This window comes from Streptomyces sp. NPDC088762 (genome assembly GCF_044750905.1).
Classification (GTDB): Bacteria; Actinomycetota; Actinomycetes; order Streptomycetales; family Streptomycetaceae; genus Streptomyces.
This window is the reverse complement of record NZ_JBIVKT010000012.1, coordinates 1-23,906: the sequence shown is the minus strand read 5'-3', so window position 1 is coordinate 23,906 and position 23,906 is coordinate 1. Positions and strand designations below refer to the sequence as shown.

Sequence of the window (23,906 nt, the reverse complement as noted above, 5' to 3'; positions counted from 1 at the left end):
AGTACATGACCTGGCGGCTGGAGGGGCCGGCGGCGCTGCTGGCGGGCCCGTCGGGCAGCTTCCTGGTGCCGCTGCTGCCCGACGGGACGTACCCGCTGCTGGTCACCACCGCCCGCCCGGGCGGCGGTCTCCGCGCCACCGCCCAGGTCTCGGTGCAGTTCGTCGGCTGCCTCCGCCCGGCGTCACTGGCTCCGTACCCGCAGGGCTCGGGCGAGGTCGTCGAGCTGGTCGACGAGTTTGCGGCGCAGCAGGGGGAGGATGTCGGGGTTCTGCAGGCAGGCTCGGCCGGCCTGGAGGTTGATCTCGTCCACGGCGTGGGCGGGGAAGGCCCAGCGGCCGGCGGCTTCGCCGATGGCGGGGCCGCGGCGGGCGCCGAGGGCGACGGCGTCCGGGTAGAAGCGGGTCACGTACTGCCGTACGAGGTCGGCCTGTTCGGGCTGCCAGAAGCCCTGGGCGGTGGCGCTGAAGAGGTAGTTGGAGAGGGTGTCGTCCTGGAAGAGGCGCTGCCAGGCGGCGGCCTTGGCCTCTTCGGTGGGCAGTGCGGCGCGGCAGCGGGCGGCGCCTTCCTCGCCGGTGGCGCTGGGGTCGGCGGCGAGGGCGGCGTCGATCTCGCTCTCCCCCACGGCGCCCAGGACGGCGAGGCGGGCAAGGATGCGCCAGCGCAGTTCGGGGTCGAGTTCGGGGCCGCCGGGGACGGTGTCGTCGGCGAGCCAGGCAGCGATGGTATCGGGCTGGGTGGCGCTGTCGATGAGGGTGCGGACGGCGGTGAGCCGCAGGCCGGGGTCCGATCCGTCCTCGGTGCGCCGCAGGAGGTCGCGGGCGATGGAGGTGATGGTGGCGAGGGCCGCGGGGCGTTCGCCGGGGGCGACGTAGCGTACGGCGACGTGGTTGCGGGCGAAGGTGAGGACGCCCTGGACGACGGCGAGGTCCTGTTCCTGGTGCAGGTGGGCCGCGGCGGTCATCAGGTAGGTGTCCGGCTGGAGTTCCCCATCGCGGACCATGTCGCGCAGGGAGTTCCAGACGACGGCGCGGGTGAGCGGCTCGGGGATGCCGGAGAGGCCGCGCAGGGCGGTTTCGACGGAGGTGTCGTCGAGGCGGACCTTGGCGTAGGTGAGGTCGGCGTCGTTGAGGACGAGGAGCGCGGGGCGCGGGCCGCCGGCGGAGATCACGTCGCGGGACGGGACGTCGAGGTCGAGGAGTTCGCGCAGCTCCAGGATGTGGGGGTCGACGGGGTCGTGGTCGTAGACGCCGACGGCGATGTGGTGGGGGCGGCTGCCGTGGCGGTCGACGGTGAGGGTCCAGCCGTCGGGGGCTTCCTCGATCTGCGGGGTGAGGGTGTCGATGCCGGTGGTGCGCAGCCAGATGTCGGCCCAGGCGTGGACGTCGCGTTCGGTGTGGGCGGCGAGGGAGTCGACGAAGTCGGCGAGGGAGGCGTTGGCGAACTTGTGGCGGGCGAAGTGGGTGTTGATGCCGGCGAGGAAGTCCTTCTCGCCGAGCCAGGCGACGAGCTGGCGCAGGGCAGAGGCGCCCTTGGCGTAGGAGATGCCGTCGAAGTTGAGGAGGGCGGAGGCGGTGTCGGGGACGTCGTCGGGGGCGGGGGCGACGGGGTGGGTGGAGGGCCGCTGGTCGGCGTCGTATCCCCAGGGCTTGCGCTCCATGCCGAATTCGGTCCAGGTGCCGGTGAAGCGGGTGGCTTCGGTGAGGGTCTGGTAGCCCATGTACTCGGCGAAGGACTCGTTGAGCCAGATGTCGTCGAACCAGGCGAGGGTGACGAGGTCGCCGAACCACATGTGGGCCATCTCGTGGGCGATGACCATGGCGCGGCGCTGGCGTTCGGTGTCGGTGACGGCGGAGCGGAAGACGAACTCGTCGCGGAAGGTGACGAGGCCGGGGTTCTCCATGGCGCCGGCGTTGAACTCGGGGACGAAGGCCTGGTCGTACGAGTCGAAGGGGTACGGCTCGCTGAACTTCTCCTGGTAGCGGTCGAAGCAGGCGGTGGTGATCGACAGGATCTCGTCGGCGTCGGTGTCCAGGTGGGGGGCGAGGGACTGGCGGCAGTGGATGCCGAAGGGCAGTCCGGCGTGTTCGGTGCGGACGCTGTGCCAGGGGCCTGCGGCGAAGGCGGCGAGGTAGGTGGAGATGACGGGGGTGGGCGCGGACTGCCAGACGCCGGCGCCGTCCGTGGGCCGGTCGGCGGTGCGCGTGGTGACGCCGTTGGCGAGGACGGTCCAGTGGGCGGGGGCGGTGACGGTGAACTCGAAGACGGCCTTGAGGTCGGGCTGGTCGAAGGCGGGGAAGACGCGCTGGACGTCGTCCAGGAACATCTGGGTGTAGACGTACGTCTCCCCGTCCGCGGGGTCGGTGAAGCGGTGCAGGCCCTCGCCGGTGCGGGAGTAGCGCATGCGGGTGTCGAGGCGCAGCTCGTGGGGGCCGGGGGTGAGGCCGGTGAGCGGGAAGCGGTTGCCGTCGAGGGCGGCCGGGTCGAGGGGGTGGCCGTCGAGGACGACGGAGAGCAGGGCGTCCGGTTTCAGCTCCAGGAAGGTGTCTCCGGCCGCGCGGGCGGTGAACCGGATGACGGTGGCGGAGTCGAAGGTGTCGTCGCCGACGGTGAGGTCGAGGCTGACGGTGTAGTGGTGGACGTCGAGGAGCTGTGCTCGGAGCTGCGCTTCGTTGCGCGTCAGTGCGGACATGGGGCCATGCTGCCCGACGGCGGCGCGGGGCCGTAGGGGGTACGGCCGGAGCGGGGGCGGGGTGGCGCGGGGGCCGGCCGGGCCGGACCGGGCCGGGATCGGCGGCGTGCCCGGCGGTTCGGCGCGGGGGCGGGCCCGGCGGCGGGCCTGTGGCTTCGGCGGCGGGCCGCCGGGTCCGGCGGCCGGGGCGAGGCGGGGCCTCTACTCCTCGCCGGCCGCGATGGTCTCGTGGTGGCGGATGACCTCGGCGATGATGAAGTTGAGGAGCTTCTCGGCGAAGGCGGGGTCGAGCTTGGCGTTCTCGGCGAGCTGGCGGAGCCGGGCGATCTGGCTGGCCTCGCGGCCGGGGTCGGCCGGGGGCAGGTGGTGCCTGGCCTTGAGGTGGCCGACCTGCTGGGTGCACTTGAAGCGCTCGGCGAGCATGTGGACCACGGCCGCGTCGATGTTGTCGATGCTGTCCCGCAGGCGGGCGAGCTCGGCGGTGACGGCCTCGTTGGTCTCGTCGATGTCGCTGTTGTTCATGGTTCCCGAGAATACGTGGCGGGGGCGGGTGGTCGTTCGGCCAGTCGGCCAGTGAGACGGATACCGGCCGGGGAGGTCCGTCGGGTGGGGCCGGCCGTTGCCGGAGTCCGGTGGCGGCGGGGTCCGTCAGCGTGCACCTGCCGCGGTTGCCGGGGGACGACCACCCGGCGAGCGGGGGTGCGGCGCGATCCCATCGGCCTGGGGGCTACCAGCGGTGGCTGGGCCGGGTAGCGCCCGCAGCCTGGGCGCTGCCCTCGGGCCGGTGGGATCCGCGGGCCCGGACGCTCGCGGCGTTGCCGTCGGCCACCGGAGTCCCGGTCAGCGATCAGCGGTCAGCCACGCCTGGGGCGGCCCACCGGGCCGGGAGCGCGCCGTAGCCGGGCATGCGTGAGCCACGACAAGCCAGCGGGCGCACGGACAGCCGGGCCCCGCCGGCCCTGGGAGCAGCTCCGAGCGGCAGCTGGGGGCTGTCGGTGAGCGGCCGCCACGCGCCGAACGTTCGGGCTGACAGGGCTGGTGACCCGGGGTGGTTCCGGCGGCGCACCCTGAGCCTGTGACCGGAGAGGTTCGCGGGGGCGCGCCGCGCGGCACCGATTGGCCCGTGTGGTCCGGCGCCGTTGTGGCACGGCGTAGGACGGAGCCACTGCGGTGGGCACCGCCCATGACTGCCGGGGGACGCCGGTGACCGACCACACCGCGGCGGCGAGCGGCCCAGGCGTCCGGCCGGGCCTGGTCGGCCGGGCCGGACGGCCCGGAGGGGCCTCTCGTCGGTCAGGCCGGATCAGCGTCCGGAGGCTGGTGGCGTGGATCGCAAAGCGGAGCGGGAGGCCACTCGGTGGGATCCACGCGGTGGCTGGGGAACGTGGGTGACCGACAGCGCGGCGAGGCACGGCACCAGCCGTCGGGAGCCCGGCCTGATCTGCGAGCCGCCCCTTGGGTCGTGTCGTCAAAGTCCCGCCTGGCCGGCGAGTCCGGCACGCACGCTCGCCGCGTGGTCGTCGGTCACCGACGCTCCTTCCTCGATTCCCTCCTCCGCCTTGCGACCGCCCGCACCAGCCCCGTCGGCCCCTAAAGGGGCAGGGTTGCGGTGACCAGCCAGCCGCCTTCCGGGGCGGGGCCGGCGGTGAGGGTGCCGCCGAGGGCTTCGGCGCGTTCGGCCATGCCGGCGAGGCCGTGGCCGCCGCCGCGGGCGTTCTCGGAGAGCTTGGCGGGGCGGCCCCCGTCGTCGGCGATGCGGACCTCCAGGCCTGCGGGGACGGTGCGCAGGCCGACGCGGACGGCGGTGGCGGTCGCGGCGTGCTTGCCGATGTTGGTGAGGGCCTCCAGGACGATGCGGTGGGCGGTCGCGGCGACGTGGGCGGGGAGGCGGTTCTCGAGGCCCGCCTCCACGTAGAGGACGACGGGCGGGCCGGTCACGGAGAAGCGTTCGGTGAGCCCGCGGATGTCGGCGAGGCCGGCGACGGGGCTCGTGCCGCCACCGGGGCCTTCGGCGTCGCCCGGGCCGTCGGTGTCGCGGAGGATCGCGACGAGGCGGCGCATCGACCCGAGGGCTTCGTCGCCGGCGGTTTCGATACGGCCGAAGATCTCGCAGGCGCGTTCGGCGGAGACCTGGGTGAACCGGGCGGCGCGCGCCTCGACGACGATGCCGGTGACGTGGTGGGCGACGAGGTCGTGGAGCTCGCGGGCGAGCTCGAGGCGTTCGGCGGTGCGTACGGCGCGCAGTTCGCGCAGGCGCTGGACGGACTGGAGGCGCAGGAGGAGCGAGAACGCGCCGACGACGACGGTGAGCACGGAGAAGAGGAGGGTGAACCGGCCGGGGTCGGTGTCCCGGACGGGTACGGCCATGCAGCCGAGGCCGAGGAGGGGGCCGAGGACGGCGGCGGTCCGGACGGGGGCGTGCAGCAGGACCTGGGTGAGGAGGACGAGGAGGGCGACGGCCTCTCCGCCGCCCCAGACGACGATCGGGTGGTTGCCGAAGATGAGGAGGAGGGTGGCGGCCCAGGTGACGGCGGCCGCGAACCAGGCGCGGGCGAGGAGGGGGATCCGGGGCCAGGGCGCTGCGCTGAGGCACACGAGGATGCCGGACACCCAGACGGTGGCGTGCGGGAGGCTGGGCTGGTGGGCGAGGACGACGCCCTCGAAGGTGACCAGGCCGAGGAGGACGAGGGAGAGGCAGAGACGGGCCCAGTTCGCAGTGTGGGGGTTGCGGCGGGCCCAGCCGGAGAGGGGGCTCATGGTCCCTGCCTTTCCCTGCGGGGCGGGGCGGCCGGTGTCGGGGCGGCTGCGCCGCGGCCTTCCGGGGCTCCGCCCCGCACCCCGCGCCTCAATCGCCGGCGAGGCTGGATGCGCCGGTCCGCCGCCTCATCGCGGGGCGGGAGAGGCTGCGCGGAGGGGACCGCTGCACCAAGGCCTCCTGGGGCTCCGCCCCGCACCCCGCGCCTCAAACGCCGGGGAGGCTGGATGTGCCGGTCCGCCGCCTCATCGCGGGGCGGCAGCGACCGTGCCCAGAGGGCGGCTGCGCCGCGGCCTTCCGGGCGAGGCTGGTTGTGCCGGGTCACGCTGTGGGGGTGGCCAGGCCGCTTTCCCAGGCCCAGGCGGCGATTTCGACGCGGTTGCGCGCGTCGAGTTTGGTCTGGACGTTGGCCAGGTGGGTTTTGACCGTGGACAGGGAGACGAAGAGCTCGGCGGCGATCTCCGCGTTGGTCTTGCCGCGCGCGAGGCAGCGGACGACCTCGCGCTCCCGGTCGGTCAGGGGTTCGGCGGGGCGGCGGGCGGCCGGGGAGCGGGGGGCCATTTCGCGCAGGAGGCGGACGGTGATGGCCGGGGAGACCAGGGAGTCGCCGACGGCGGCCGCGCGGACCGCTTCAACCAGCATGGCCGGGCTGGCGTCCTTCAGGAGGAACCCGGACGCTCCGCCGTGGAGGGCCGCGTGGACGTACTCGTCGAGGTCGAAGGTGGTGACGATGACGATGCGTGGTGTGCCGTTGCCCGCGAGGCGGCGGGTGACTTCTAGGCCGTCGAGCTTCGGCATGCGGATGTCGAGGAGCAGCACGTCCGGCCGGTGCTCGGCGACGGCGGCCAGGGCCGCTTCGCCGTCGACGACGTCGGCGACGACCTCGATGTCGGGCAGGCTTTCGAGGATCATCCGGAACCCGGTTCTGACCATCTCCTGGTCGTCCGCGATGACCACTCTGATCGCCATGCGCTGCCCCTGCCTGCCCCGCTGTCGCCTGGTCTGTTGGTTCCATGGGACGGGTGCGCGGGGCGGCCCGCAACCGCAGTCGCAGTCGCAGTCGCAGTCGTACGAGGAGCACGGGACTCACGGGGCTTACGGGGCTTACGGGGCTTACGGGGCTTACGGGGCTTACCGGGCTTACGGCGCCCACGGCCCGGCACCCCGTCCCTCCGGGCGGTGCGCGACCGGCCGGAGGGACGGGGCGGAGGAGCCGCTACAGGGTCGCCGCGGCGGACTTGATCGCGGAGGCGAAGGTGGAGACCTCGGTGTAGACGCCGGGGTAGTCGGGCCGGGCGCAGCCTTCGCCCCAGCTGACGATGCCGACCTGGATCCAGGCGCCGGCGTCGTCGCGGCGGAACATGGGGCCGCCGGAGTCGCCCTGGCAGGTGTCGACGCCGCCCTCGTCGAGGAAGCCGGCGCAGATCTCCTCGCTCGGGACGAGCGAGCTGCCGTACGCGGCCTGGCAGGCGGCGTCGGAGACGAAGGGGACGGTGGCCTTCATCAGGTAGCGCTGCTGGCTGCCGCCTTCGCGGGTGGCGCCCCAGCCGGCGACGGTGAAGGTGCCGTTGTCGTAGGCCTTGGTTTCGGCGATCTTGAGGGTCGGGAGGTTGATGGGCTTGGCGAGTTTGATCAGCGCCCAGTCCTTGCCCGTGCCGTTGTAGCCGGGGGCCTGCAGGACCTTGGTGGACTTGACCTTGATGGCGCTGGAGCTCTTGAGGTCGACCACTCCGGCGGTGACGGTGATGGAGGTGTTGTTGCCGGAGCCGCTCACGCAGTGGGCGGCGGTGAGGACGATCTGCTGGGTGTAGAGGGCGCCGCCGCAGCCCATGGAGAGGCGCACCATGAAGGGGAATTCGCCCTGGGCCGCGCGGGTGCCGCCGACGACGGGGGCGGTGGAGGCGGTGGCGGAGCCGGGCTGGAGGCTGACGGCCGCGAGGGCGACCGCGCCGACGGCGAGGGTGCGCTTCATGAACCGCACGAGGGTGTTCACAGTCAACACGCTGCCTTTCGTGGGGGGTTGAGGCCGTGCGCGTCATCGGATGGGGATGTGTGGATGACGGGTCCATGACACATCGGGCGTATGGCGGGCATCAAGAACGCGTTTTCGGACAACTTCCGGCGCCGGGGGCGACATGACGCAGAACAGCGGGCCGGGCAGCCCGGTCGAGCACGGATTTCCGCACCTGGACACCGTGCGCGCCTCGATCACCGCACTCTTCCGGCACCTCTCGGCCGACGGGATCCGCGCCTACGCGGGCAGCTTCGCGCCCGCCGACGCCGCGTTCACGGCCGAGGACGACCTGCACCTGGGAGCCCAGCGGGTGGCCGCGGCGATCGTGCGCGCGCTGCGGCTGCCCGACGCGCGCATGGTGGTGAGCTTCCGGCCGATGGAGGAGGCGGCCACGGTGGAACTGGCGGCGGGACCCGAGTACTTCGTCGAGGTGAACGACCGCTTCCGCTTGCACCGTCGCGATCTGGCCGCGGCCCTGGCCCACGAGGTCACCCACGTCCTGCTGCACCGTCTGGGCCTCTCCTTCCCCGCCACCGCGCAGAACGAGATCCTCACCGACACCACCGCCGCCTACCTCGGCGTCGGCTGGCTGCTGCTCGACGCGTACCGCGAGGACGCGCTGACCCACCAGAGGTTCGGCTACCTCACCCCGGAGGAGTTCGGGTACGTGCTGGCCCGGCGCGCACGGCTGACCGGTGAGGACCTCTCCGCCTGGTTCACCAGCCCGCAGGCGTACGAGGCCTACGTGCGCGGCCGCGCGATGGCCGGCCGGGACCTGCGCCGGCCTCCGCTCACCACCGCGGGCCCCGTGGCGCGGCTGCGCTACGCCAAGGACCGCCGGTCCGGGGCGACTTCGGCGCCGGGGGCGGCGTACCGCTTCGACCGCGACGAGGGCGGGCTGCGGGTGAGCTTCCCCTGCCCGGTGTGCGGGCAGCGACTGCGGGTGCCGGTGCGCGGACGCCTGCGGGCGCGGTGCGGGCTGTGCCGCACGGTCCTGGACTGCGACACCTAGGGGGTGTCTTCGCCGGCCGGGCCGGCTTCACCCGGTGGCCATGAAAAGTTTCCTACCGACCAGTAGACAACGGTGCGGATCTCGCCAACTCTGATCACGTACATGCCAACTCGTGATCGAGGAGCGACCCCCCATGCGCAGCACCCGTACCGCCTCCACCGCCGCCGCGGTGGCCGCGGCGGCCGCCGTCCTGACCCTGGTTCCGGCCACCGCCGCCCAGGCGGCCCCGGCCGCGCCGGCGGCCGTCACCGCGTCCGCGCCCGGCGGAAACGCGGCGATCCTCGGCATCGACTACGCCACCTGGCAGCGCGATGTCGCCGCCGTCATCGACGCCGCCCGCCCGGCCATCGAGCAGCGCATCGCCGCCTCCCCCGCCGGCGAGAAGCCCGCGATCGTCCTCGACATCGACAACACCTCGCTGGAGACGGACTTCCACTGGTTCTGGACCTTCCCGACCCCCGCGATAGCCAAGGTCCGCGAGCTGACCCGGTACGCGAACGACCGCGGCGTCGCCGTCTTCTTCGTCACCGCCCGACCGGGGATCATCCACTCCCTGACCGAGCGCAACCTCAAGTCGGTCGGTTTTCCCGTCTCCGACCTCTACGTCCGCGATCTGCCCGACCTGTTCGACCAGGTGAGTGCCTACAAGACGGGCAAGCGCGCCGAGATCGAGGCCCGGGGCTACACGATCATCGCCAACATCGGGAACAACGAGAGCGACCTGGTCGGCGGGCACGCCGAGCGCACCGTCAAGCTGCCGGACTACGACGGCAAGCTGTCCTGACCCGGCGCCCGTCCCGGGCCCGGCTTCAGCCGCCGCACCCTCCGCACCCGCGCAAGCCGCGGGGCCCCACCTCCTCGTCCTCGTCGGCCCAGGAGCCGCCGCCGTCGCCCTCGTCGAACACGGTCACGATCACGCCGCCGATCACCAGGGGTACGGCGGCGATGGCGAGCATCCACCAGCCGAGGGAGTCCCGGATGCCCTGGAGGTCCGGGTCGAACAGGATCCAGCCCAGCGCACCCCACACCCCCATGGCCAGGAACCCGCTGAACGCGGACCACCGTTCCGAGCGGCTCATGCCCCCACCATCCCCTCCGTCGCATCCGGCGTTGTGCGTTGTGCCCGGAACGCCGCGGCGGAACACCCGGCTCCGTCAGCCGCCGGCCGCGGCGCCCGATTCGCCCGGTTCGCCCGCGATGGCGTTGACCGCCGCCCAGACGAAGGCCATCGCGGGCCCGATGGTCGCGCCCGGCCCCGGGTAGGTCTCCCCCATCACCGCCGCCGAGCAGTTCCCGGCGGCGTAGAGGCCCGGGATCGGGGTGGAGTCCTCGCGCAGCACCCGCCCGTCGAGCGGCGCCAGGTTCGGGTTCGGCAGGGGTCCCCGTAGTAGCGGTCGTAGACGCTCTCGCCGCGCCCGAAGTCCTCGTCGGTGCCCGCCTCGGCGAAGCCGTTGAAGCGGCGATCGCCGCGGGCAGGCGGCGGAGTGGCCCACGACCGCGAGGAGAGCTTCAGCGGGATCTCCTGCGTGGCGGTGCCGCTGCGGGGCGCCGGCCGGGCCGTCGCGGCCGTCTCGGTCTCCTCCTGCCGCGGCGAACGCGAACTGGCCCGGCTGGGACCGGTGGTCGCCGCGTGCGCGCGGGCCGTGTGGCGCGAGCTGTACGGGCCGGGGCGCGCCGGGCGTTCGGCGTCCGCCCCGGCGCGGGAGCCGGAACCTGCCGTGTCCGCACGGACGATGGACAACATGATGGGCTGGCTGCGGTTCAGCGAGTGGATGTAGTGGGTACTGATACCTCACGGACCCGACCCCTCGCCAGGGGGCCGGGCCCGTTACGTTGGGGGCCATGAGCACCCTGGAGACCATTCACGATGTTCCCGTCCTGATGTGCCCCGCCGACGGCGCGCCGATCGCCGCCGAGGCGGACGCCCTGGACCTCATCGGCAACGCCTCCTACGCGGGCGCCGAGTGGGTCGTCATCCCCGTCGAGCGGTTCGACGACTCCTTCTTCCGGCTGCGCACCCGCCTGGCGGGCGACATCATCCAGAAGTTCGTCCAGTACCGGGTGGGCCTGGTCGTCCTCGGCGACATCTCCCGCCACGTGCAGGCGAGCGAGGCGCTCCGGGACTTCGTCCGGGAATGCAACCGCGGCCGCCAGACCTGGTTCCTGTCCGACGCGGAGGAGCTGCGCGAGCGGCTGGAAGGCGCCCGCTAGCAGGACGGGCCGACCGTCTCCACGGTGCCGGCGCGGCGGGCGCGTTCGGCGGCCAGCACGGTCAGGTGGCTGGTGAGGGACTCCCGGGGCCCGGACCTCACCAGCGAGGGGTCGCCGGTGGCGACGGCGGCGACGAAGGCGTCCATGAGGCCGGCGTCGCCGCCGCCGTGGCCGCCCGCGGCGTCCATCGCGCCGGCGCCGTCGAAGGCGATGGTCTCCTCCGCGCGGGTCAGGAAGTCGTAGACGCGCAGGCTCCGGCCGTCACCCCGCAGCTCGGCGCGCGTCCCGAAGATCCGCGTCTGGCGGTCGGCCCGCTCGGTGAAGGCGGTCATGGTGAAGGTGGCCGTGGCCCCGGAGTCGAACTCCATGGCCACCACCTGGTGGTCGACGACGTCGTTGTCGCAGGCGTACACGCACCGCCCGTACGGTCCCTCCCGCAGCGCCCCCTCCAGGGCCTGCGGGGTGAACTCGTCGACCACCACGTTCAGCGGCCAGGAGTGCTCGCCGCGCGCCAGCCGGTCGCCGTAGTCGCGTGCGGCGGAATACGGGCAGTCGCGTTCCACGGCGCAGTCCAGGCAGCGGTCCGCCGCGCCGGCGGGCCTGTTCCCGGGCCTGAAGTGGGAGAGGCGGCCGAAGCTGGAGACGCGCGAGGGGGGCCGGCCGAGCACGTACTGCAGCCAGTCCAGGTCGTGGCAGGACTTGGCCATCAGCATGGACGTCGCCTGGTCCTCACGGCGCCAGTTGCCCCGGACGAACGAGTGGGCCTGGTGCCAGAAGCCCACCGGTTCCAGGTGCTGGACGCTGGCGATCTCGCCGAGCCGGCCGGAGTCGACGACCGCCTTCAGCGCCCGCGTGTAGGGCGTGTAGCGCAGCACGTGGCCGACCGCGAGGATCACCCCGGCCTCCTCGACCGCGTCCACGATCCGCCGGCACTCCCCCTCCGTCAGCGCCATCGGCTTCTCCAGCAGGATGTGGTGGCCGAGCGCGGCGAAGGCCAGCACCGGCTCCAGGTGGTCCCGGTCCAGGGTGCAGATCAGGACCGCGTCCGCGATCCGCCCGCGGGCGGCCAGCTCCCGCCAGTCGGCCACCGCGGCCCCGGCCCCGAGCCCGTGGGCGGCCGCGAGCCGCTCCCGCCGCGGGGTGCGCGGTTCGGCCACGGCGACGACCTCGGCCCGCTCCCGGTTCGCGAGGGCCCAGCGTGCGTAACCGGTGCCCCGGTTTCCGGCACCGACGACGGCGAGCGTGACAGCGGCAGGCATGCCCAAGCCCTTCCCCGCGGCCCGCCCGTCTAGTCGTAGCTGATCCGTACCCGGTCCTGGCCGCGCGCGAGCGCCTGGCAGGCCAGGACGTAACCCTCGGCCAGGTCTTCCTGGTCCAGGACCTCGTTGCGGGCCATCGTGACCTCGCCCTCCACGACCCGGCAGCAGCAGGCGCTGCACGCCCCTTCCCGGCAGGAGTACGGGGCGTCGAGCCCGGCCGCGAGCAGCGCGTCGAGCAGCGCCGGCGTACGGGCCAGGTGCGCGCCGAGTTGTACATCATGAGCGCGCCGGCGGCGAGGACGAGGCGGCCGAAGAAGAGGTCGGCGTCGGTGAGCAGGCCGACAGGTGCGATCACAAGTCTTTCGTTAGCTCAAACGAAAGACTTGTCAGACTGCCGCCCTGGCCGAGGAAGACGAAGTGATGAGCGCGCGCCGGGCGAAGGCCCAGGAGGAACTCAACCGGACGGGCCGGGGAACCAGCGCGGCGACGGTGGTGTTCCACGAGGCGGCGGCCGCGAAGCAGGGACTGAGCGCGACGGGGACGAAGACCCTGGACCTGCTGCAGCGTCGCGGCCCCCTGACCGCGAAGGAGCTGTCCCAGCTCTCGGGGCTGGCCCCCGCCTCGGTGACGGGCCTGGTCGACCGGCTGGAACGCAAGGGCTTCGTCCGCAGGACCGGGCATCCGACGGACAAGCGGCGCGTCCTGGTCGAGGCCCTGCCGGAACGGCTGGACGCGCTCCGACCGGTGTTCGAGGACTGGGCGCGCGAGGTCGCGGAGCTGTGCGAGGAGTTCACCACGGAGGAACTGGAAACGGTGATCCGCTTCCTCCGAGGCTCCAACACCCGCCAACTCCGCGCGGCGGCCCGCCTGTCGGGTTCCTGAGCGGACTTCCGAAACGCCACGGAGCGCCAGAAAGTGATCTACGATGATCCGATCACTGCCGTGACCGCCCGGCGGATGATGCCTGCCGCGAAGGACCGAGGTCCACCCGCAGCACGTTCCTTGCCCGTCCCGCCCCATGCGTGCGACCACAAGGATTGCGGACTGCCACCGGCGACGACACGGCATGGCCGACGTGGGACCGAGGTCCCACGCTGCAGAAAGTTGTCGCCCTTGAGCACCACGCCCCAACCCGATGACGTCAAAATCATCGCCATCGGGAACTTCCGCAATGAAGCAGGCCAGTTCGAGCACCGGCTGCCACCACTGAGCCAGACGACCCGCGCCCAGCAGCATCTTGCGAACCTGCCCAACGTCCAGCTCTCGCCGGCGATGCGGGAACGGCTGGCGTTGATGGCCGTCACCCCCTCGGAACTCGAAAGGGCCTCGCCGGAATGGTTCCGGATCGAGAACGGGGCCCTCCACATCATTCGGCTCCGCGTCTACACGCCTCTGATCTCCTTGGCGGTGGAGAACGATCGGCTTCTGGCCGACACCCGGTATGCGGCTGATCCCAACGCAGGCGTGTCGACCGCCCTCGCCATGCCCGTGCCGCACGACTCGTACGCCGCGCTCATGTACCGCGACGCGTTCGAGAGCCTCATGGAATCGGTCGACCGTGCCGCCGAGCGGGTCAAGTACCACAACCCGCAGGACGTGGGCGAACGCATCGTGGAGCTGCCGCTGACGGTGGTACCGGCCCTGTTCAACGGCCCTCGCGGCCAGGAGATCGACGACATCACCGCAGTGGACGGCAATTCCCGGCTGATCGCGTGCTTCAGCTGTATCCACGTGGAGCACGGCTGGGTCACCGGGAGCAACGACCACACCCAGGTGCCCCTGCAGCCCTCGGACCTGATGCGCATGCCGCTCAAGGGCCGCCGTGAGCTCGTGAGGAAGATCGTCAAGGCGGCCTACGGTACGCTCCGCAACCCCGACAGCGGGACCGAGGAGCGGCGCCGGGCGGCCATGGCCTTGAACGCCCTGACGGCCCCGGTTCAGGTCATCGTCGGATACGAGGACGACGATCCCACGCGCGGAATGCAGCGGTTCCCCGCGGCAGTTCGTTCGCTGCTCGTGCGGATGAACGTGGGCGTCAAGCCCTTCGACGACGGAGCCAAACACGCCGTCGTCGCCGAGGAGATCGTCGGCGCCCTGTACGCGGAGGGATGTTTCAAGGAGCCGGAATGCTCGGCCGAGGACTTCCGCGACGCGCTCATCGGAAGGGACCGGGAAGGCATGACACAAGCCATGAGCGGCCTCGGATACGACCCCTCCCTGCCCGACCAGCGGTTCGCTCTCGTCGTCGAACAACTCACCCGCCGTCAGCCGGAGGTCCGAGCCGTCTTCCGGGACAAGCTCCACAAGAGCCGGGTGTACCTGAAGGACCGCAACACGCCCATCGCCGAACTCGGACTGCGCTCGTTCTCGGCGAGCAGGTCCGACAAGCAGCTCAGGTCGATCCGGCGGGCACTGAACTCCGGCTGCCTGTGGAAGGAACTCGTCACCGACGACTGGCAGGCCGTGCCGGCGACCCACGACAAGGACATCGACAGCATCCGCGAGGGCGCCGACGCGGGTAGCCGCCAGGACCGCAACTACCTCGGAGTCCTCGGCATGATCGCCCTGGTGACTTCCGGGCATCTCCTCGCGGCGCGCGGCTCGGCAGAGGCCGAGGTCGGTCAGCAGATCGACCGCTCAGGGGTCGGGCTGGTGATCCGATCACTGCTGGACCTTCCGGAAGGCAGGATCCTGCTGGCCGACGCGGTCAAGCGCACCCGCAAGGGACTTGATCCCCGCTGGTGGGACAGCGAAAGCAGGCAGCTCGTACAGCAGTCGGCCCGGTGGCGGGGCGCCACGTACGACGCGCACCTGCGGCTGGCCGCCCACAAGGGGTTCGGCGCCGAGGGCCCGGTGCGCAATCCCGCCGCACGGGAGGAAGGGCTGTTCCAGCGCTTCGAAGCCTCGCTGGTCAACACAAGCGTCACCCTGGACGCGTTCCTTGACGAGCGAGACAGGAACGGGACGACCGACGACCTCGGCTGGGACAAGGTCGAGGCTTCGATGGAGCTCCTCGACTCGGTGAAGGAGTACCTCCAGAGGGTTTCGGCCCCACGGCCCAGGCGCCGCAGCTGAGCCACCACCCAGCCTCTCCCCCGGGAGCGCCACGTCCACGGCGCTCCCGGGCTCCACGCACGGCCCTCTAATCCGCGGCCCCGTACACCGGCAGCGGAGCCTCGGCCACGGCCAGGAGCTTCGTCGCCGTCTCGCCCGCCTCCGCCGGGGTCCAGCGGGCTTCCCGGTCGGCGGTGGGGCCGGGGCGCCAGCCCTCCATCACCGTGATGCGGCCGCCCTCCACCTCGAACACCCTCCCCGTCACCCCGGCGGAGCCCTCCGCTCCCAGCCACACCACCAGCGGCGACACGTTCTCGGGGGCCATCGCGTCGAACGCCCCGGCGGACGGCGCGGCCATCGTCTCCGCGAAGGCCTGCTCCGTCATCCGGGTCCGTGCCGCCGGGGCGATCGCGTTCACCTGGACCCCGTACCGCCCCATCTCCGCGGCGGAGACCAGCGTCAGCCCCAGGATCCCGGCCTTGGCCGCGCTGTAGTTGCCCTGCCCGACGGAGCCCAACAGCCCTGCTCCCGATGAGGTGTTGACCACCCGCGCCGCGACCCGCCGCCCCGCCTTCGCCTCCGCGCGCCACCACCTGGCGGCCGCCCGCAGGGGCAGGAAGTGCCCCTTGAGGTGGACCCGCATGACCGCGTCCCAGTCGTCCTCCTCCAGGTTCACCAGCATCCGGTCCCGCAGGAATCCCGCATTGTTGACCAGCGTGTCCAGCCGCCCGAACGAGTCCAGGGCGCACGACACCAGCGAGGCCGCCCCCTCCGCCGTCGCGATGTCCCCGCCGTGGGCGACCGCGTCCCCACCCAGGGCCCGGATCTCCGCCACGACCAGGGCCGCCGGGGAGTCGGGCCCCGGCAGCCCGTCCAGCCCCACGCCCAGGTCGTTGACGACGACCTTCGCCCCCTCCGCCGCGAAGGCCAGGGCGTGGGCGCGCCCCAGCCCCCGCCCCGCGCCCGTCACGATGACCACTCGACCGTCCGCAATGCCCATGTCAGCTCTCCTCATCCACGGTGTCCACCGCTGCCTTGTTCACGGTTGCCGCGTCCAGGAACGCCGGCCGCTCCCCGCCCCCGTGCACGAGCAGGCTCGCCCCGCTCACGTACCGCGCCCGGTCGGAGGCCAGGAACACCGCCGCCTCCCCCACGTCCGAGGGTTCCGCCAGCCGCCCCAGCGGTACGGTCGCGCCCACCGCCGCGATCCCGGCCTCGTCCCCGTAGTGCAGGTGCGCCAGCTCGGTCCGCACCATGCCCAGGACCAGCGAGTTCACCCGTACCTCGGGCGCCCACTCCACCGCCATGGACCGGGCCAGGTTCTCCAGCCCGGCCTTCGCCGCCCCGTAGGCCGCCGTCCCCGGCGAGGGCCGGGTCCCGCTGACGCTGCCGATCATCACGACCGAGCCCCGCGTCGCCCGCAGCCACGGACGGGCCGCGAGCGAGGCCGTCATCGGGGCCACCAGGTTCAGCTCGACGACCCGCGCGTGCCGCTCGGCGCCGCCCTCCCCCAGCAGCCGGTACGGGGTCCCGCCCGCGTTGTTGACCAGGCAGTCCAGCCGCCCGTACCGGCCGGCGACCGCGCCGAAGAAGTCGAGTACGGCGGCCTGGTCGCGCAGGTCGAGCGGCTCGAAGGACGCCTTGCGGCCACCCTCCGCCACCGGTTCCTCCGGTGGGCGCCGCGCACAGACGACGACCTCCGCGCCGGCCGCGAGGAACGACCGGGCGATGCCGGCTCCGACGCCCCGGGTCCCACCGGTGACGACGACGACCCTCCCGTCGAGCTCCATAGGCTGCTACCTTCCTCACCTAACAAATGTTTGGTGGAAAGGTAGCTGATCCGCTCATGGGTGTCTCCACCTCGAGCCCGGACAAGGGCATCTCACTCGTCACAGTCGACTTCCCGCCCGTCAACGCGCTCCCCGTGCAGGGCTGGTACGACCTCGCCGACGCCCTGCGGGCCGCCGGCCGCGACCCCGAGGTCCGCTGCGTGGTCCTCGCCGCCGAGGGCCGCGGTTTCAACGCCGGGGTCGACATCAAGGAGATGCAGCGCGACACCGGGCACTCCTCCCTCATCGGCGCCAACCGGGGCTGCTACGAGGCCTTCGCCGCCGTCTACGAGTGCGAGGTACCGGTCGTCGCGGCCGTGAACGGCTTCTGCCTCGGCGGCGGCATCGGCCTCGTCGGCAACGCCGACGCGATCGTGGCGAGCGACGACGCGACCTTCGGGCTCCCCGAGCTGGACCGCGGCGCGCTCGGCGCCGCCACCCACCTGGCCCGCCTCGTCCCGCAGCACCTGATGCGGGCGCTCTACTACACCTCGCGCACCGCCACCGCCGCCGAACTGCACGCGCACGGCTCGGTCTGGAAGGTGGTCCCGCCCGGCGAACTGCGCGCCGCCGCCCTGGAACTGGCCGCCGAGATCGCGAAGAAGGACGGCTACCTCATCCGGCTGGCCAAGGCCGCCATCAACGGCATCGACCCCGTCGACGTGCGCCGCAGCTACCGCTTCGAGCAGGGATTCACCTTCGAGGCCAACCTCAGCGGGGTCGCCGACCGGGTCCGCGACACCTTCGGAAGGCAGAGCAAACAGAACGGGCAGAGCGCGCAGGGCGGGCAGAGCAGGGAGGACCGGACGTGACCGACAAGACCATGACCCCCGAAGAGGTGGTCGGGCGGCTGCGCAGCGGGATGACCCTCGGCATCGGCGGCTGGGGCTCGCGGCGCAAGCCCATGGCCCTGGTGCGAGCGCTGCTCCGCTCCGAGATCACCGATCTCACCGTCATCTCGTACGGCGGCCCCGACGTGGGCCTGCTGGCCGCCGCGGGCCGCATCAGCCGGCTCGTCGCCCCCTTCGCCACCCTCGACTCGATCCCGCTGGAGCCCCACTTCCGGGCCGCCCGCGAGCGCGCCGCCTTCACCCTCACCGAGTACGACGAGGCCATGTTCATGTGGGGCCTGCACGCCGCCGCCAACCGGCTGCCCTTCCTCCCCGTCCGCGCCGGCCTCGGCTCCGACGTGATGCGGGTCAACCCGGAGCTGCGCACCGTCACCTCCCCCTACGCCGACGGCGAGGAGTTCGTGGCCGTCCCCGCCCTGCGCATGGACGCCGCTCTGGTCCACCTGAGCCGGGCCGACCGCCTCGGCAACGCCCAGTACCTGGGACCGGACCCGTACTTCGACGACCTCTTCTGCGAGGCCGCCGACGCCGCCTACGTCTCCTGCGAGCAGCTCGTCGAGACCGCCGAGCTCACGAAGGCCGGTCCCCCGCAGTCCCTCCTGGTCAGCCGCCACTCCGTCACGGGGGTCGTCGAGACCCCCCACGGTGCGCACTTCACCTCCTGCGTGCCCGACTACGACCGCGACGAGGCCTTCCAGAAGCTCTACGCGACCACCCCCTGGCCCGAGTTCGCGGAGCGCTTCCTCTCGGGAGCCACCGAGCACGACTACCAGCGCGCGGTCCGGACCTGGCACGAGGAGCAGAAATGACCAGTCGTGCGGAGTACTGCGTGATCGCGTGCGCCGAAGCCTGGCGCGACAACGGCGAGGTGCTCGCCAGCCCGATGGGCCTGATCCCCTCCTTCGGCGCCCGGCTCGCGAAGCGGACCTTCTCCCCCGACCTGCTCCTGACCGACGGCGAAGCGATGCTCGTCGGCCTCGACGGCACGGTCGAGGGCTGGCTCCCGTACCGGCGCCACCTCACCATGGTCACCGGCGGACGCCGGCACGTGATGATGGGCGCCAGCCAGATCGACCGCTTCGGCAACCAGAACATCTCCTGCATCGGCGACTGGCGGCAGCCCGCCCGCCAGCTCCTGGGCGTGCGCGGCGCCCCGGTCAACACCCTGAACAACCCGGTCAGTTACTGGATCCCGAAGCACTCCCCCCGGGTGTTCGTCGAGAAGGTCGACATGGTCAGCGGCGTCGGCCACGACCGCGCCGAGGCGGCCGGGGCCTCGGCCACCCGCTACCACCGCCTCCCCCGGGTGGTCAGCGACCTCGGCGTCTTCGACTTCGCCGGCCCCTCCCGTTCGATGCGCCTGGCCTCCCTCCACCCCGGGGTCACCGTCGACCAGGTACGGGAGGCCACCGGCTTCGAGCTCGCGATCGGCGACGACGTCCCGTACACCCGGGAGCCGACCGCCGAGGAGCTGCGCCTGATCCGCGAGGTCATCGACCCCAAGGGGCTGCGCGACCGCGAAGTACGGGGCTGATCCGGTGGATTCGATGGAGACGGCCTTCACCAGGCTGGTCGGGGTGCGGCACCCGATCGTGCAGACCGGCATGGGCTGGGTCGCGGGCCCGCGCCTGGTGTCGGGCTCGGCCAACGCGGGGGCCCTCGGCATCCTGGCCTCGGCGACGATGACCATGGACCAGCTGCGCTCGGCGGTCCGGGAGGTCAAGTCCCGCACGCCGGACGGAACCCCCTTCGGGGTCAACCTCCGCGCGGACGCCGGGGACGCCGCCGAGCGCGCGCAGCTGATCATCGACGAGGGCGTACGGGTCGCCTCCTTCGCCCTCGCGCCCTCCAAGGAGCTGATCGCCCGGCTCAAGGACGCGGGCGTCGTCGTCATCCCCTCGATCGGCGCCCGGCGGCACGCCGAGAAGGTGGCCGCGTGGGGCGCCGACGCGGTGATCGTGCAGGGTGGCGAGGGCGGCGGGCACACCGGGGACGTGGCGACGACCGTACTGCTGCCGCAGGTCGTGGACGCCGTGGACATCCCGGTGGTGGCCGCGGGCGGCTTCAGCGACGGCCGCGGCCTGGTGGCGGCCCTGGCCTACGGGGCCGCGGGCATCGCCATGGGCACCCGCTTCCTGCTGACCTCCGACTCCACCGTCCCGGACGCCGTCAAGGCGGAGTACCTGAGGGCCACGGTCAAGGACGTCACCGTCACCACGGCCGTCGACGGCCTCCCGCACCGCATGCTCCGCACCGAGCTGGTCGACTCCCTGGAGCGGGCGGGCCGCACCCGGGCGCTGGTCCGGGCCGTCCGGCACGCGGCCGGGTTCAAGAAACTGTCCGGCCTGAGCTGGTCGCAGATGGTGCGCGACGGCCTGGCGATGAAACACGGCAAGGACCTGTCCTGGAGCCAGGTCCTGCTCGCCGCGAACACCCCCATGCTCCTCAAGGCGTCCATGGTCGAGGGCCGTACGGACCTCGGCGTCATGGCATCGGGCCAGGTCGCAGGGGTGATCGACGATCTCCCGTCCTGTGCGGAGCTCGTCTCCCGCGTCATGGCCGAAGCACGACAGGCACTAGAAGAACTGCACTCGCTCCGCGCCCTGCCACCACCAGGGTGATCCCCCTTCTCCGTCACAGGAGTCGCATACATGAGCCGTGCCCGAATCCGCCTGGCGACCGCGGTCCTCGCCTCCGCCCTCGCCATCGGGACCCTGCCCGCCGCCGCTCACGCGGCAGCGGCGCCCGGAGCCGGGGCCAGTGCCCGGCACCACCAGTACCTCCAGGCGGAACCGATCCGCCAGATTCCCCTCCAGGGCGCGGTCAACTTCCGTGACCTGGGCGGCTCTTACACCTGGACCGGGGGCCAGGTCCGCCAGGGCCTGGTCTACCGTTCCGACGCACTGAGCAAGCTGACCGCCGCGGACATCACCACCGTGTCCGGTCTCGGCCTCACGAAGGTCGTCGATTTCCGCATCCCGATGGAGCTCCAGTACGACGGCGCCGACAAGCTGCCGGCCGGGCTCGCCCCCACCTCGCGCCCGGTCAGCGACCTCGGCCTCTACGGGACCCTCGTCGGCGCGATCTCCAGCGGTGACCCCGTCAAACAGGAGCAGATGCTCGGCGGGGGCCGCGCCGAGGCCTACATGCGCGACATCTACCGCACCTTCGTGACCAGCCCCGAGAACCGGGCGCAGTTCGCGGCGACCGTGCGGGAGATCGCGGACGGCGGACAGGGTCCGCTGTTGTACCACTGCACTTCGGGCAAGGACCGGACCGGCTGGATGAGCTACGTCCTGCTGCGCGCCCTGGCCGTCCCCGAGGACACCGCGGAACGCGACTACCTGGCGTCGAACACCTTCCGTGCCGCGTACGACGCCCAGGTGCGGGCGGGCCTCAAGCAGTCCGGGCGGATGCAGAACCCGGACCTGCTGATCCCGCTCCAGGAGGTCCGCCAGGACTACCTGGACGCCGCGACGGCCCAGCTGGAAGCCGATTACGGCAGCTTCTACGGCTACCTGACCGACGGCCTCGGCCTGGACCTGCGGACCCTGGCGAAGCTCCAGACCAAGCTGGTCCGCTAGCGGAAGGGGAAGCGAAACCGGAAGCGGATGCGACGACGCCGGGCAACCCCGTGAAGGGCTGCCCGGCGTCGTCGTACGTCGGTGTTCCGCTACGGTCAGACGGCCCGCCGGCGGCCCTGGCCCCCGGTGCCGACCCGGCTGCGCGCGGAGGCCGCGGCCGCACCACCCGTGGAGCCGCCCCCGGTGCGCGGGCGGCCGCGCTCGCCGGAGCCGGCGGCCCCGCCGCCCTGGCCGCCGCCCTGCCCGCGACGGGCCTGGCCCGACCCGGAGGCCGCCGGGGCCTGCCCGGTGCCGCCGCCACCGGCGCGGCGGCCTCGGCCGCCGGCCGCCGGCGCGCCGCCCGTGGCGGAGCCGGTGCGCGGTCCGCCCGACCGGCGGCGCGAGCCGGAGCCCGAACCGGAGCCCGAGCCGCTGCGCTGCTTGGGCGCGGTCGGCTGCGGTACGTCCAGCACCACCGGGATGCCGGAGGGCGCCTTGGCGCCGGTCAGCCGGGACAGCTCCTCGTCCGAGGACTTGATCTGCGCGGTGCGCGGGGAGATCCCGGCGTCCGACATGAGGCGGGTCATGTCCCGCTTCTGGTCGGGCAGCACCAGGGTGACCACGCTGCCGGACTCGCCGGCGCGGGCGGTACGGCCGCCGCGGTGCAGGTAGTCCTTGTGGTCGGTGGGCGGGTCCACGTTGACGACGAGGTCCAGGTCGTCGATGTGGATGCCGCGCGCGGCCACGTTGGTGGCGATCAGCGCGGTGACCTCACCCGTCTTGAACCAGTCCAGCGTCCGGTTGCGCTGCGGCTGCGAGCGCCCGCCGTGCAGGCCGGAGGCCCGTACGCCGTCCGCCAGGAGCTTCTTGACCATGCGGTCGACTCCGCGCTTGGTGTCCACGAACATGATCACCCGGCCGTCGCGGGCGGCTATACGCGTGGCCACGGCCTTCTTGTCGGTCTCGTCCATGACGTACAGGACGTGGTGCTCCATGGTGGTGACCGCGCCGGCCGACGGGTCGACGGAGTGGCCGACCGGGTCGGTCAGGAACATCTTGACGAGTTTGTCGACGTTCTTGTCGAGCGTCGCCGAGAACAGCATGGTCTGGCCGCCGGCCTCGACCTGCTTGAGCAGCGCCGTGACCTGCGGCATGAAGCCCATGTCGGTCATCTGGTCGGCCTCGTCGAGGACGGTGATCGCGACCTGCGAGAGGTCGGCGTCACCGCGGTCGATGAGGTCCTTCAGACGACCGGGGGTGGCGACGAGCACCTCGGCGCCGCGGCGCAGGGCGCCGGACTGCCGGTTGATCGACATGCCGCCGACGACGGTGGCGATGCGCAGGTTGACCGCGGTGGCGTACGGGGCCAGGGCGTCGGTCACCTGCTGCGCGAGCTCGCGGGTCGGTACGAGGACCAGGGCGAGCGGCTGCTTCGGCTGCGCGCGGCGGCCGGCGGTCCGGGCCAGCAGCGCCAGGCCGAAGGCCAGCGTCTTGCCGGAGCCGGTACGGCCGCGGCCGAGCAGGTCACGGCCGGCCAGCGAGTTCGGCAGCGTCGCGGCCTGGATCGGGAACGGCTCGGTCACGCCCTGGGCGGCGAGGGTTTTCAGCAGCGCCTCGGGCATGTCCATGTCCTCGAACGCGGCGACCGGCGGCAGCGCCGGGGCGATCGGCTCGGGCATGGTGAATTCCTGGGGCCGGGCCACGGGGGCGGACTTCTGCCGTCCCGCGCCAGCCTTCGGACGTCCCTGGGCCGCACCTCGACCCCGGGTGGGGCGGCGGCTGGGTCGTGCGGAGCTGGAGCTGGTCATGCGAGAAAGCCCTCCTGAAACCGGCAGGTACTGCACATACAAGGCGTGTTGCACACGGGTCGAAACAGCAGACAAGCCGGGGTCCGCACCGTGCGGTGCGGACCCCGGCATGCCGAAAAACTTAGGCGGGGAGGATGTTCTCCGCCTGGGGGCCCTTCTGGCCCTGGGTGACGTCGAAGGACACGCGCTGGCCCTCGGTGAGCTCACGGAAGCCCTGGGTGGCGATGTTCGAGTAGTGGGCGAAGACGTCCGGGCCGCCGCCGTCCTGCTCGATGAAGCCGAAGCCCTTTTCCGAGTTGAACCACTTCACGGTGCCAAGTGCCATTTTGAATCTCCTGAATAGGCGGCAAGGGCCCCATCCGGAGATTCCGGGAAAAACAATAAAAGCGCCTGAGGAACATTCCCGTCAGGCGCACATAAAGTTCATGGGTACCACAACTGCAACGAGAACTAAGCTAGCACATCTCCCCCGGTGGGTGTCGACCCGAGGCTGTGATCTCCGCCCTTCGTGGTACCCGCGCGCCCGTGGCTCTGCCCGTCCCCCGGGCCTGGTGTGGTTCGCCTCAAACGCCGGCGGGGCTGGGGTGGTGTCCTCCGGGCGGGAGCGGTTTGCCGGTCGGGGTCGCGGGGTCCCTCCGGGACGTCTCCTCGGCTCGCGCACTAAGCCCCGCTTCGACATGTGCACGGTGGTTGCGCGCTCGTCCTGCGGGGACGTCCCGGCGTGCCCCCGCTCCACCAGCAGGCAACAGGCACCGGCCCGGTGCGCGGGGGAGTGGATTGCGACCCCCGGCCCGGGTGGGGCCGGAGTGGGGCTTGGGGTGGGGACACGCCGGAGTGTCCCCGCAGGACGAGCGCGCAAC

At 72.4% G+C, this 23,906-nt stretch carries 23 protein-coding genes and 1 pseudogene; 11 read left to right on the top strand and 13 right to left on the bottom strand.

Annotation, left to right across the window (positions count from 1 at the left end; translation table 11 throughout):
• Positions 1-182 precede the first annotated feature (182 nt).
• The 5 genes from pepN to ACIP5M_RS24755 form a co-directional block, all read right to left on the bottom strand.
• Positions 183-2,690 (bottom strand): aminopeptidase N, encoded by a 2,508-nt coding sequence (gene pepN / locus ACIP5M_RS24775; RefSeq protein ID WP_401200704.1) that lies wholly within the window; start codon positions 2,688-2,690, stop codon positions 183-185.
• Positions 2,691-2,891: 201 nt separating this feature from the next.
• A complete protein-coding gene (locus ACIP5M_RS24770) occupies positions 2,892-3,212 on the bottom strand; it encodes a chorismate mutase (protein WP_215019815.1) in 321 nt (106 codons plus the stop codon).
• Positions 3,213-4,280: 1,068 nt separating this feature from the next.
• A complete protein-coding gene (locus ACIP5M_RS24765) occupies positions 4,281-5,447 on the bottom strand; it encodes a sensor histidine kinase (protein ID WP_401200702.1) in 1,167 nt (388 codons plus the stop codon).
• A gap of 319 nt (positions 5,448-5,766) precedes the next feature.
• Positions 5,767-6,414 (bottom strand): response regulator, encoded by a 648-nt coding sequence (locus ACIP5M_RS24760; protein WP_401200699.1) that lies wholly within the window; start codon positions 6,412-6,414, stop codon positions 5,767-5,769.
• A gap of 247 nt (positions 6,415-6,661) precedes the next feature.
• Entirely contained in the window at positions 6,662-7,417 is a 756-nt protein-coding gene (locus ACIP5M_RS24755) for a serine protease (RefSeq protein ID WP_401201150.1), read from the bottom strand.
• 163 nt (positions 7,418-7,580) lie between these two features.
• Here ACIP5M_RS24755 and ACIP5M_RS24750 point away from each other — a divergent pair, with 163 nt between their 5' ends.
• Both ACIP5M_RS24750 and ACIP5M_RS24745 read left to right on the top strand, forming a co-directional pair.
• Positions 7,581-8,471 (top strand): hypothetical protein, encoded by an 891-nt coding sequence (locus ACIP5M_RS24750; protein ID WP_401200696.1) that lies wholly within the window; start codon positions 7,581-7,583, stop codon positions 8,469-8,471.
• 133 nt (positions 8,472-8,604) lie between these two features.
• Complete coding sequence (locus tag ACIP5M_RS24745) at positions 8,605-9,255, top strand: HAD family acid phosphatase (protein WP_401200693.1); 651 nt, start codon at positions 8,605-8,607, stop codon at positions 9,253-9,255.
• A 25-nt stretch (positions 9,256-9,280) separates the two neighbouring features.
• Here ACIP5M_RS24745 and ACIP5M_RS24740 read toward each other — a convergent pair whose 3' ends face one another.
• On the bottom strand, positions 9,281-9,550 hold the full coding sequence (locus ACIP5M_RS24740; RefSeq protein WP_401200690.1) for a hypothetical protein: 270 nt from the start codon (positions 9,548-9,550) through the stop codon (positions 9,281-9,283).
• Between the two features lie 75 nt (positions 9,551-9,625).
• A pseudogene (locus ACIP5M_RS24735) lies at positions 9,626-9,930 on the bottom strand (FAD-binding protein); the annotation flags it as partial.
• Positions 9,931-9,955: 25 nt separating this feature from the next.
• Here ACIP5M_RS24735 and ACIP5M_RS24730 point away from each other — a divergent pair.
• Together ACIP5M_RS24730 and ACIP5M_RS24725 are read left to right on the top strand one after the other, a co-directional pair.
• A complete protein-coding gene (locus ACIP5M_RS24730; RefSeq protein WP_401201147.1) occupies positions 9,956-10,249 on the top strand; it encodes an IclR family transcriptional regulator C-terminal domain-containing protein in 294 nt (97 codons plus the stop codon).
• A 64-nt stretch (positions 10,250-10,313) separates the two neighbouring features.
• Positions 10,314-10,682 carry a DUF4180 domain-containing protein gene (locus ACIP5M_RS24725; protein WP_401200687.1) on the top strand — a complete coding sequence of 123 codons (369 nt, stop codon included), beginning with the start codon at positions 10,314-10,316 and terminating at the stop codon, positions 10,680-10,682.
• On the opposite strand, the gene ACIP5M_RS24720 is transcribed toward ACIP5M_RS24725, so the two are convergent.
• Together ACIP5M_RS24720 and ACIP5M_RS24715 are read right to left on the bottom strand one after the other, a co-directional pair.
• Positions 10,679-11,941 carry a Gfo/Idh/MocA family protein gene (locus ACIP5M_RS24720; protein WP_401200684.1) on the bottom strand — a complete coding sequence of 421 codons (1,263 nt, stop codon included), beginning with the start codon at positions 11,939-11,941 and terminating at the stop codon, positions 10,679-10,681. The genes ACIP5M_RS24725 and ACIP5M_RS24720 overlap by 4 nt on opposite strands.
• A 29-nt stretch (positions 11,942-11,970) precedes the next feature.
• A complete protein-coding gene (locus ACIP5M_RS24715) occupies positions 11,971-12,168 on the bottom strand; it encodes a 2Fe-2S iron-sulfur cluster-binding protein (RefSeq protein WP_401201145.1) in 198 nt (65 codons plus the stop codon).
• A gap of 193 nt (positions 12,169-12,361) precedes the next feature.
• Between ACIP5M_RS24715 and ACIP5M_RS24710 the strand changes: the two genes are divergently transcribed.
• Positions 12,362-12,823 carry a MarR family winged helix-turn-helix transcriptional regulator gene (locus tag ACIP5M_RS24710; protein ID WP_401200682.1) on the top strand — a complete coding sequence of 154 codons (462 nt, stop codon included), beginning with the start codon at positions 12,362-12,364 and terminating at the stop codon, positions 12,821-12,823.
• Positions 12,824-13,054: 231 nt separating this feature from the next.
• Entirely contained in the window at positions 13,055-15,016 is a 1,962-nt protein-coding gene (locus tag ACIP5M_RS24705) for a hypothetical protein (protein ID WP_401200680.1), read from the top strand.
• A 67-nt stretch (positions 15,017-15,083) separates the two neighbouring features.
• Here the strand turns inward: ACIP5M_RS24705 and ACIP5M_RS24700 are convergent, their stop codons facing one another.
• Both ACIP5M_RS24700 and ACIP5M_RS24695 read right to left on the bottom strand, forming a co-directional pair.
• Positions 15,084-15,995, bottom strand: coding sequence for an SDR family oxidoreductase (locus ACIP5M_RS24700; protein WP_401200677.1), 912 nt, complete (start codon positions 15,993-15,995; stop codon positions 15,084-15,086).
• A 1-nt stretch (position 15,996) separates the two neighbouring features.
• Positions 15,997-16,785, bottom strand: coding sequence for an SDR family oxidoreductase (locus ACIP5M_RS24695; protein WP_401200675.1), 789 nt, complete (start codon positions 16,783-16,785; stop codon positions 15,997-15,999).
• 56 nt (positions 16,786-16,841) lie between these two features.
• Between ACIP5M_RS24695 and ACIP5M_RS24690 the strand changes: the two genes are divergently transcribed.
• The 5 genes from ACIP5M_RS24690 to ACIP5M_RS24670 are packed head-to-tail and all read left to right on the top strand — an operon-like array spanning position 16,842 to position 21,259.
• Entirely contained in the window at positions 16,842-17,636 is a 795-nt protein-coding gene (locus ACIP5M_RS24690; protein ID WP_401200673.1) for an enoyl-CoA hydratase family protein, read from the top strand.
• Positions 17,633-18,484: a CoA transferase subunit A gene (locus tag ACIP5M_RS24685; RefSeq protein ID WP_401200670.1), complete on the top strand. Its 852-nt coding sequence runs from the start codon at positions 17,633-17,635 to the stop codon at positions 18,482-18,484. The genes ACIP5M_RS24690 and ACIP5M_RS24685 overlap by 4 nt, the downstream gene beginning before the upstream one ends.
• Positions 18,481-19,209: a CoA-transferase subunit beta gene (locus ACIP5M_RS24680; RefSeq protein ID WP_401200667.1), complete on the top strand. Its 729-nt coding sequence runs from the start codon at positions 18,481-18,483 to the stop codon at positions 19,207-19,209. Before ACIP5M_RS24685 ends, ACIP5M_RS24680 begins: the two co-directional genes overlap by 4 nt.
• 13 nt (positions 19,210-19,222) lie before the next feature.
• Positions 19,223-20,296, top strand: coding sequence for an NAD(P)H-dependent flavin oxidoreductase (locus tag ACIP5M_RS24675; protein WP_401201142.1), 1,074 nt, complete (start codon positions 19,223-19,225; stop codon positions 20,294-20,296).
• 30 nt (positions 20,297-20,326) lie between these two features.
• The gene (locus tag ACIP5M_RS24670) at positions 20,327-21,259 is read left to right on the top strand and encodes a tyrosine-protein phosphatase (RefSeq protein WP_401200665.1); all 933 of its coding nucleotides are present in this window, start codon (positions 20,327-20,329) and stop codon (positions 21,257-21,259) included.
• Positions 21,260-21,354: 95 nt separating this feature from the next.
• Here the strand turns inward: ACIP5M_RS24670 and ACIP5M_RS24665 are convergent, their stop codons facing one another.
• Positions 21,355-23,046 carry a DEAD/DEAH box helicase gene (locus ACIP5M_RS24665; RefSeq protein WP_401200663.1) on the bottom strand — a complete coding sequence of 564 codons (1,692 nt, stop codon included), beginning with the start codon at positions 23,044-23,046 and terminating at the stop codon, positions 21,355-21,357.
• Positions 23,047-23,167: 121 nt separating this feature from the next.
• Entirely contained in the window at positions 23,168-23,371 is a 204-nt protein-coding gene (locus ACIP5M_RS24660) for a cold-shock protein (RefSeq protein WP_008743912.1), read from the bottom strand.
• Positions 23,372-23,906 lie beyond the last annotated feature (535 nt).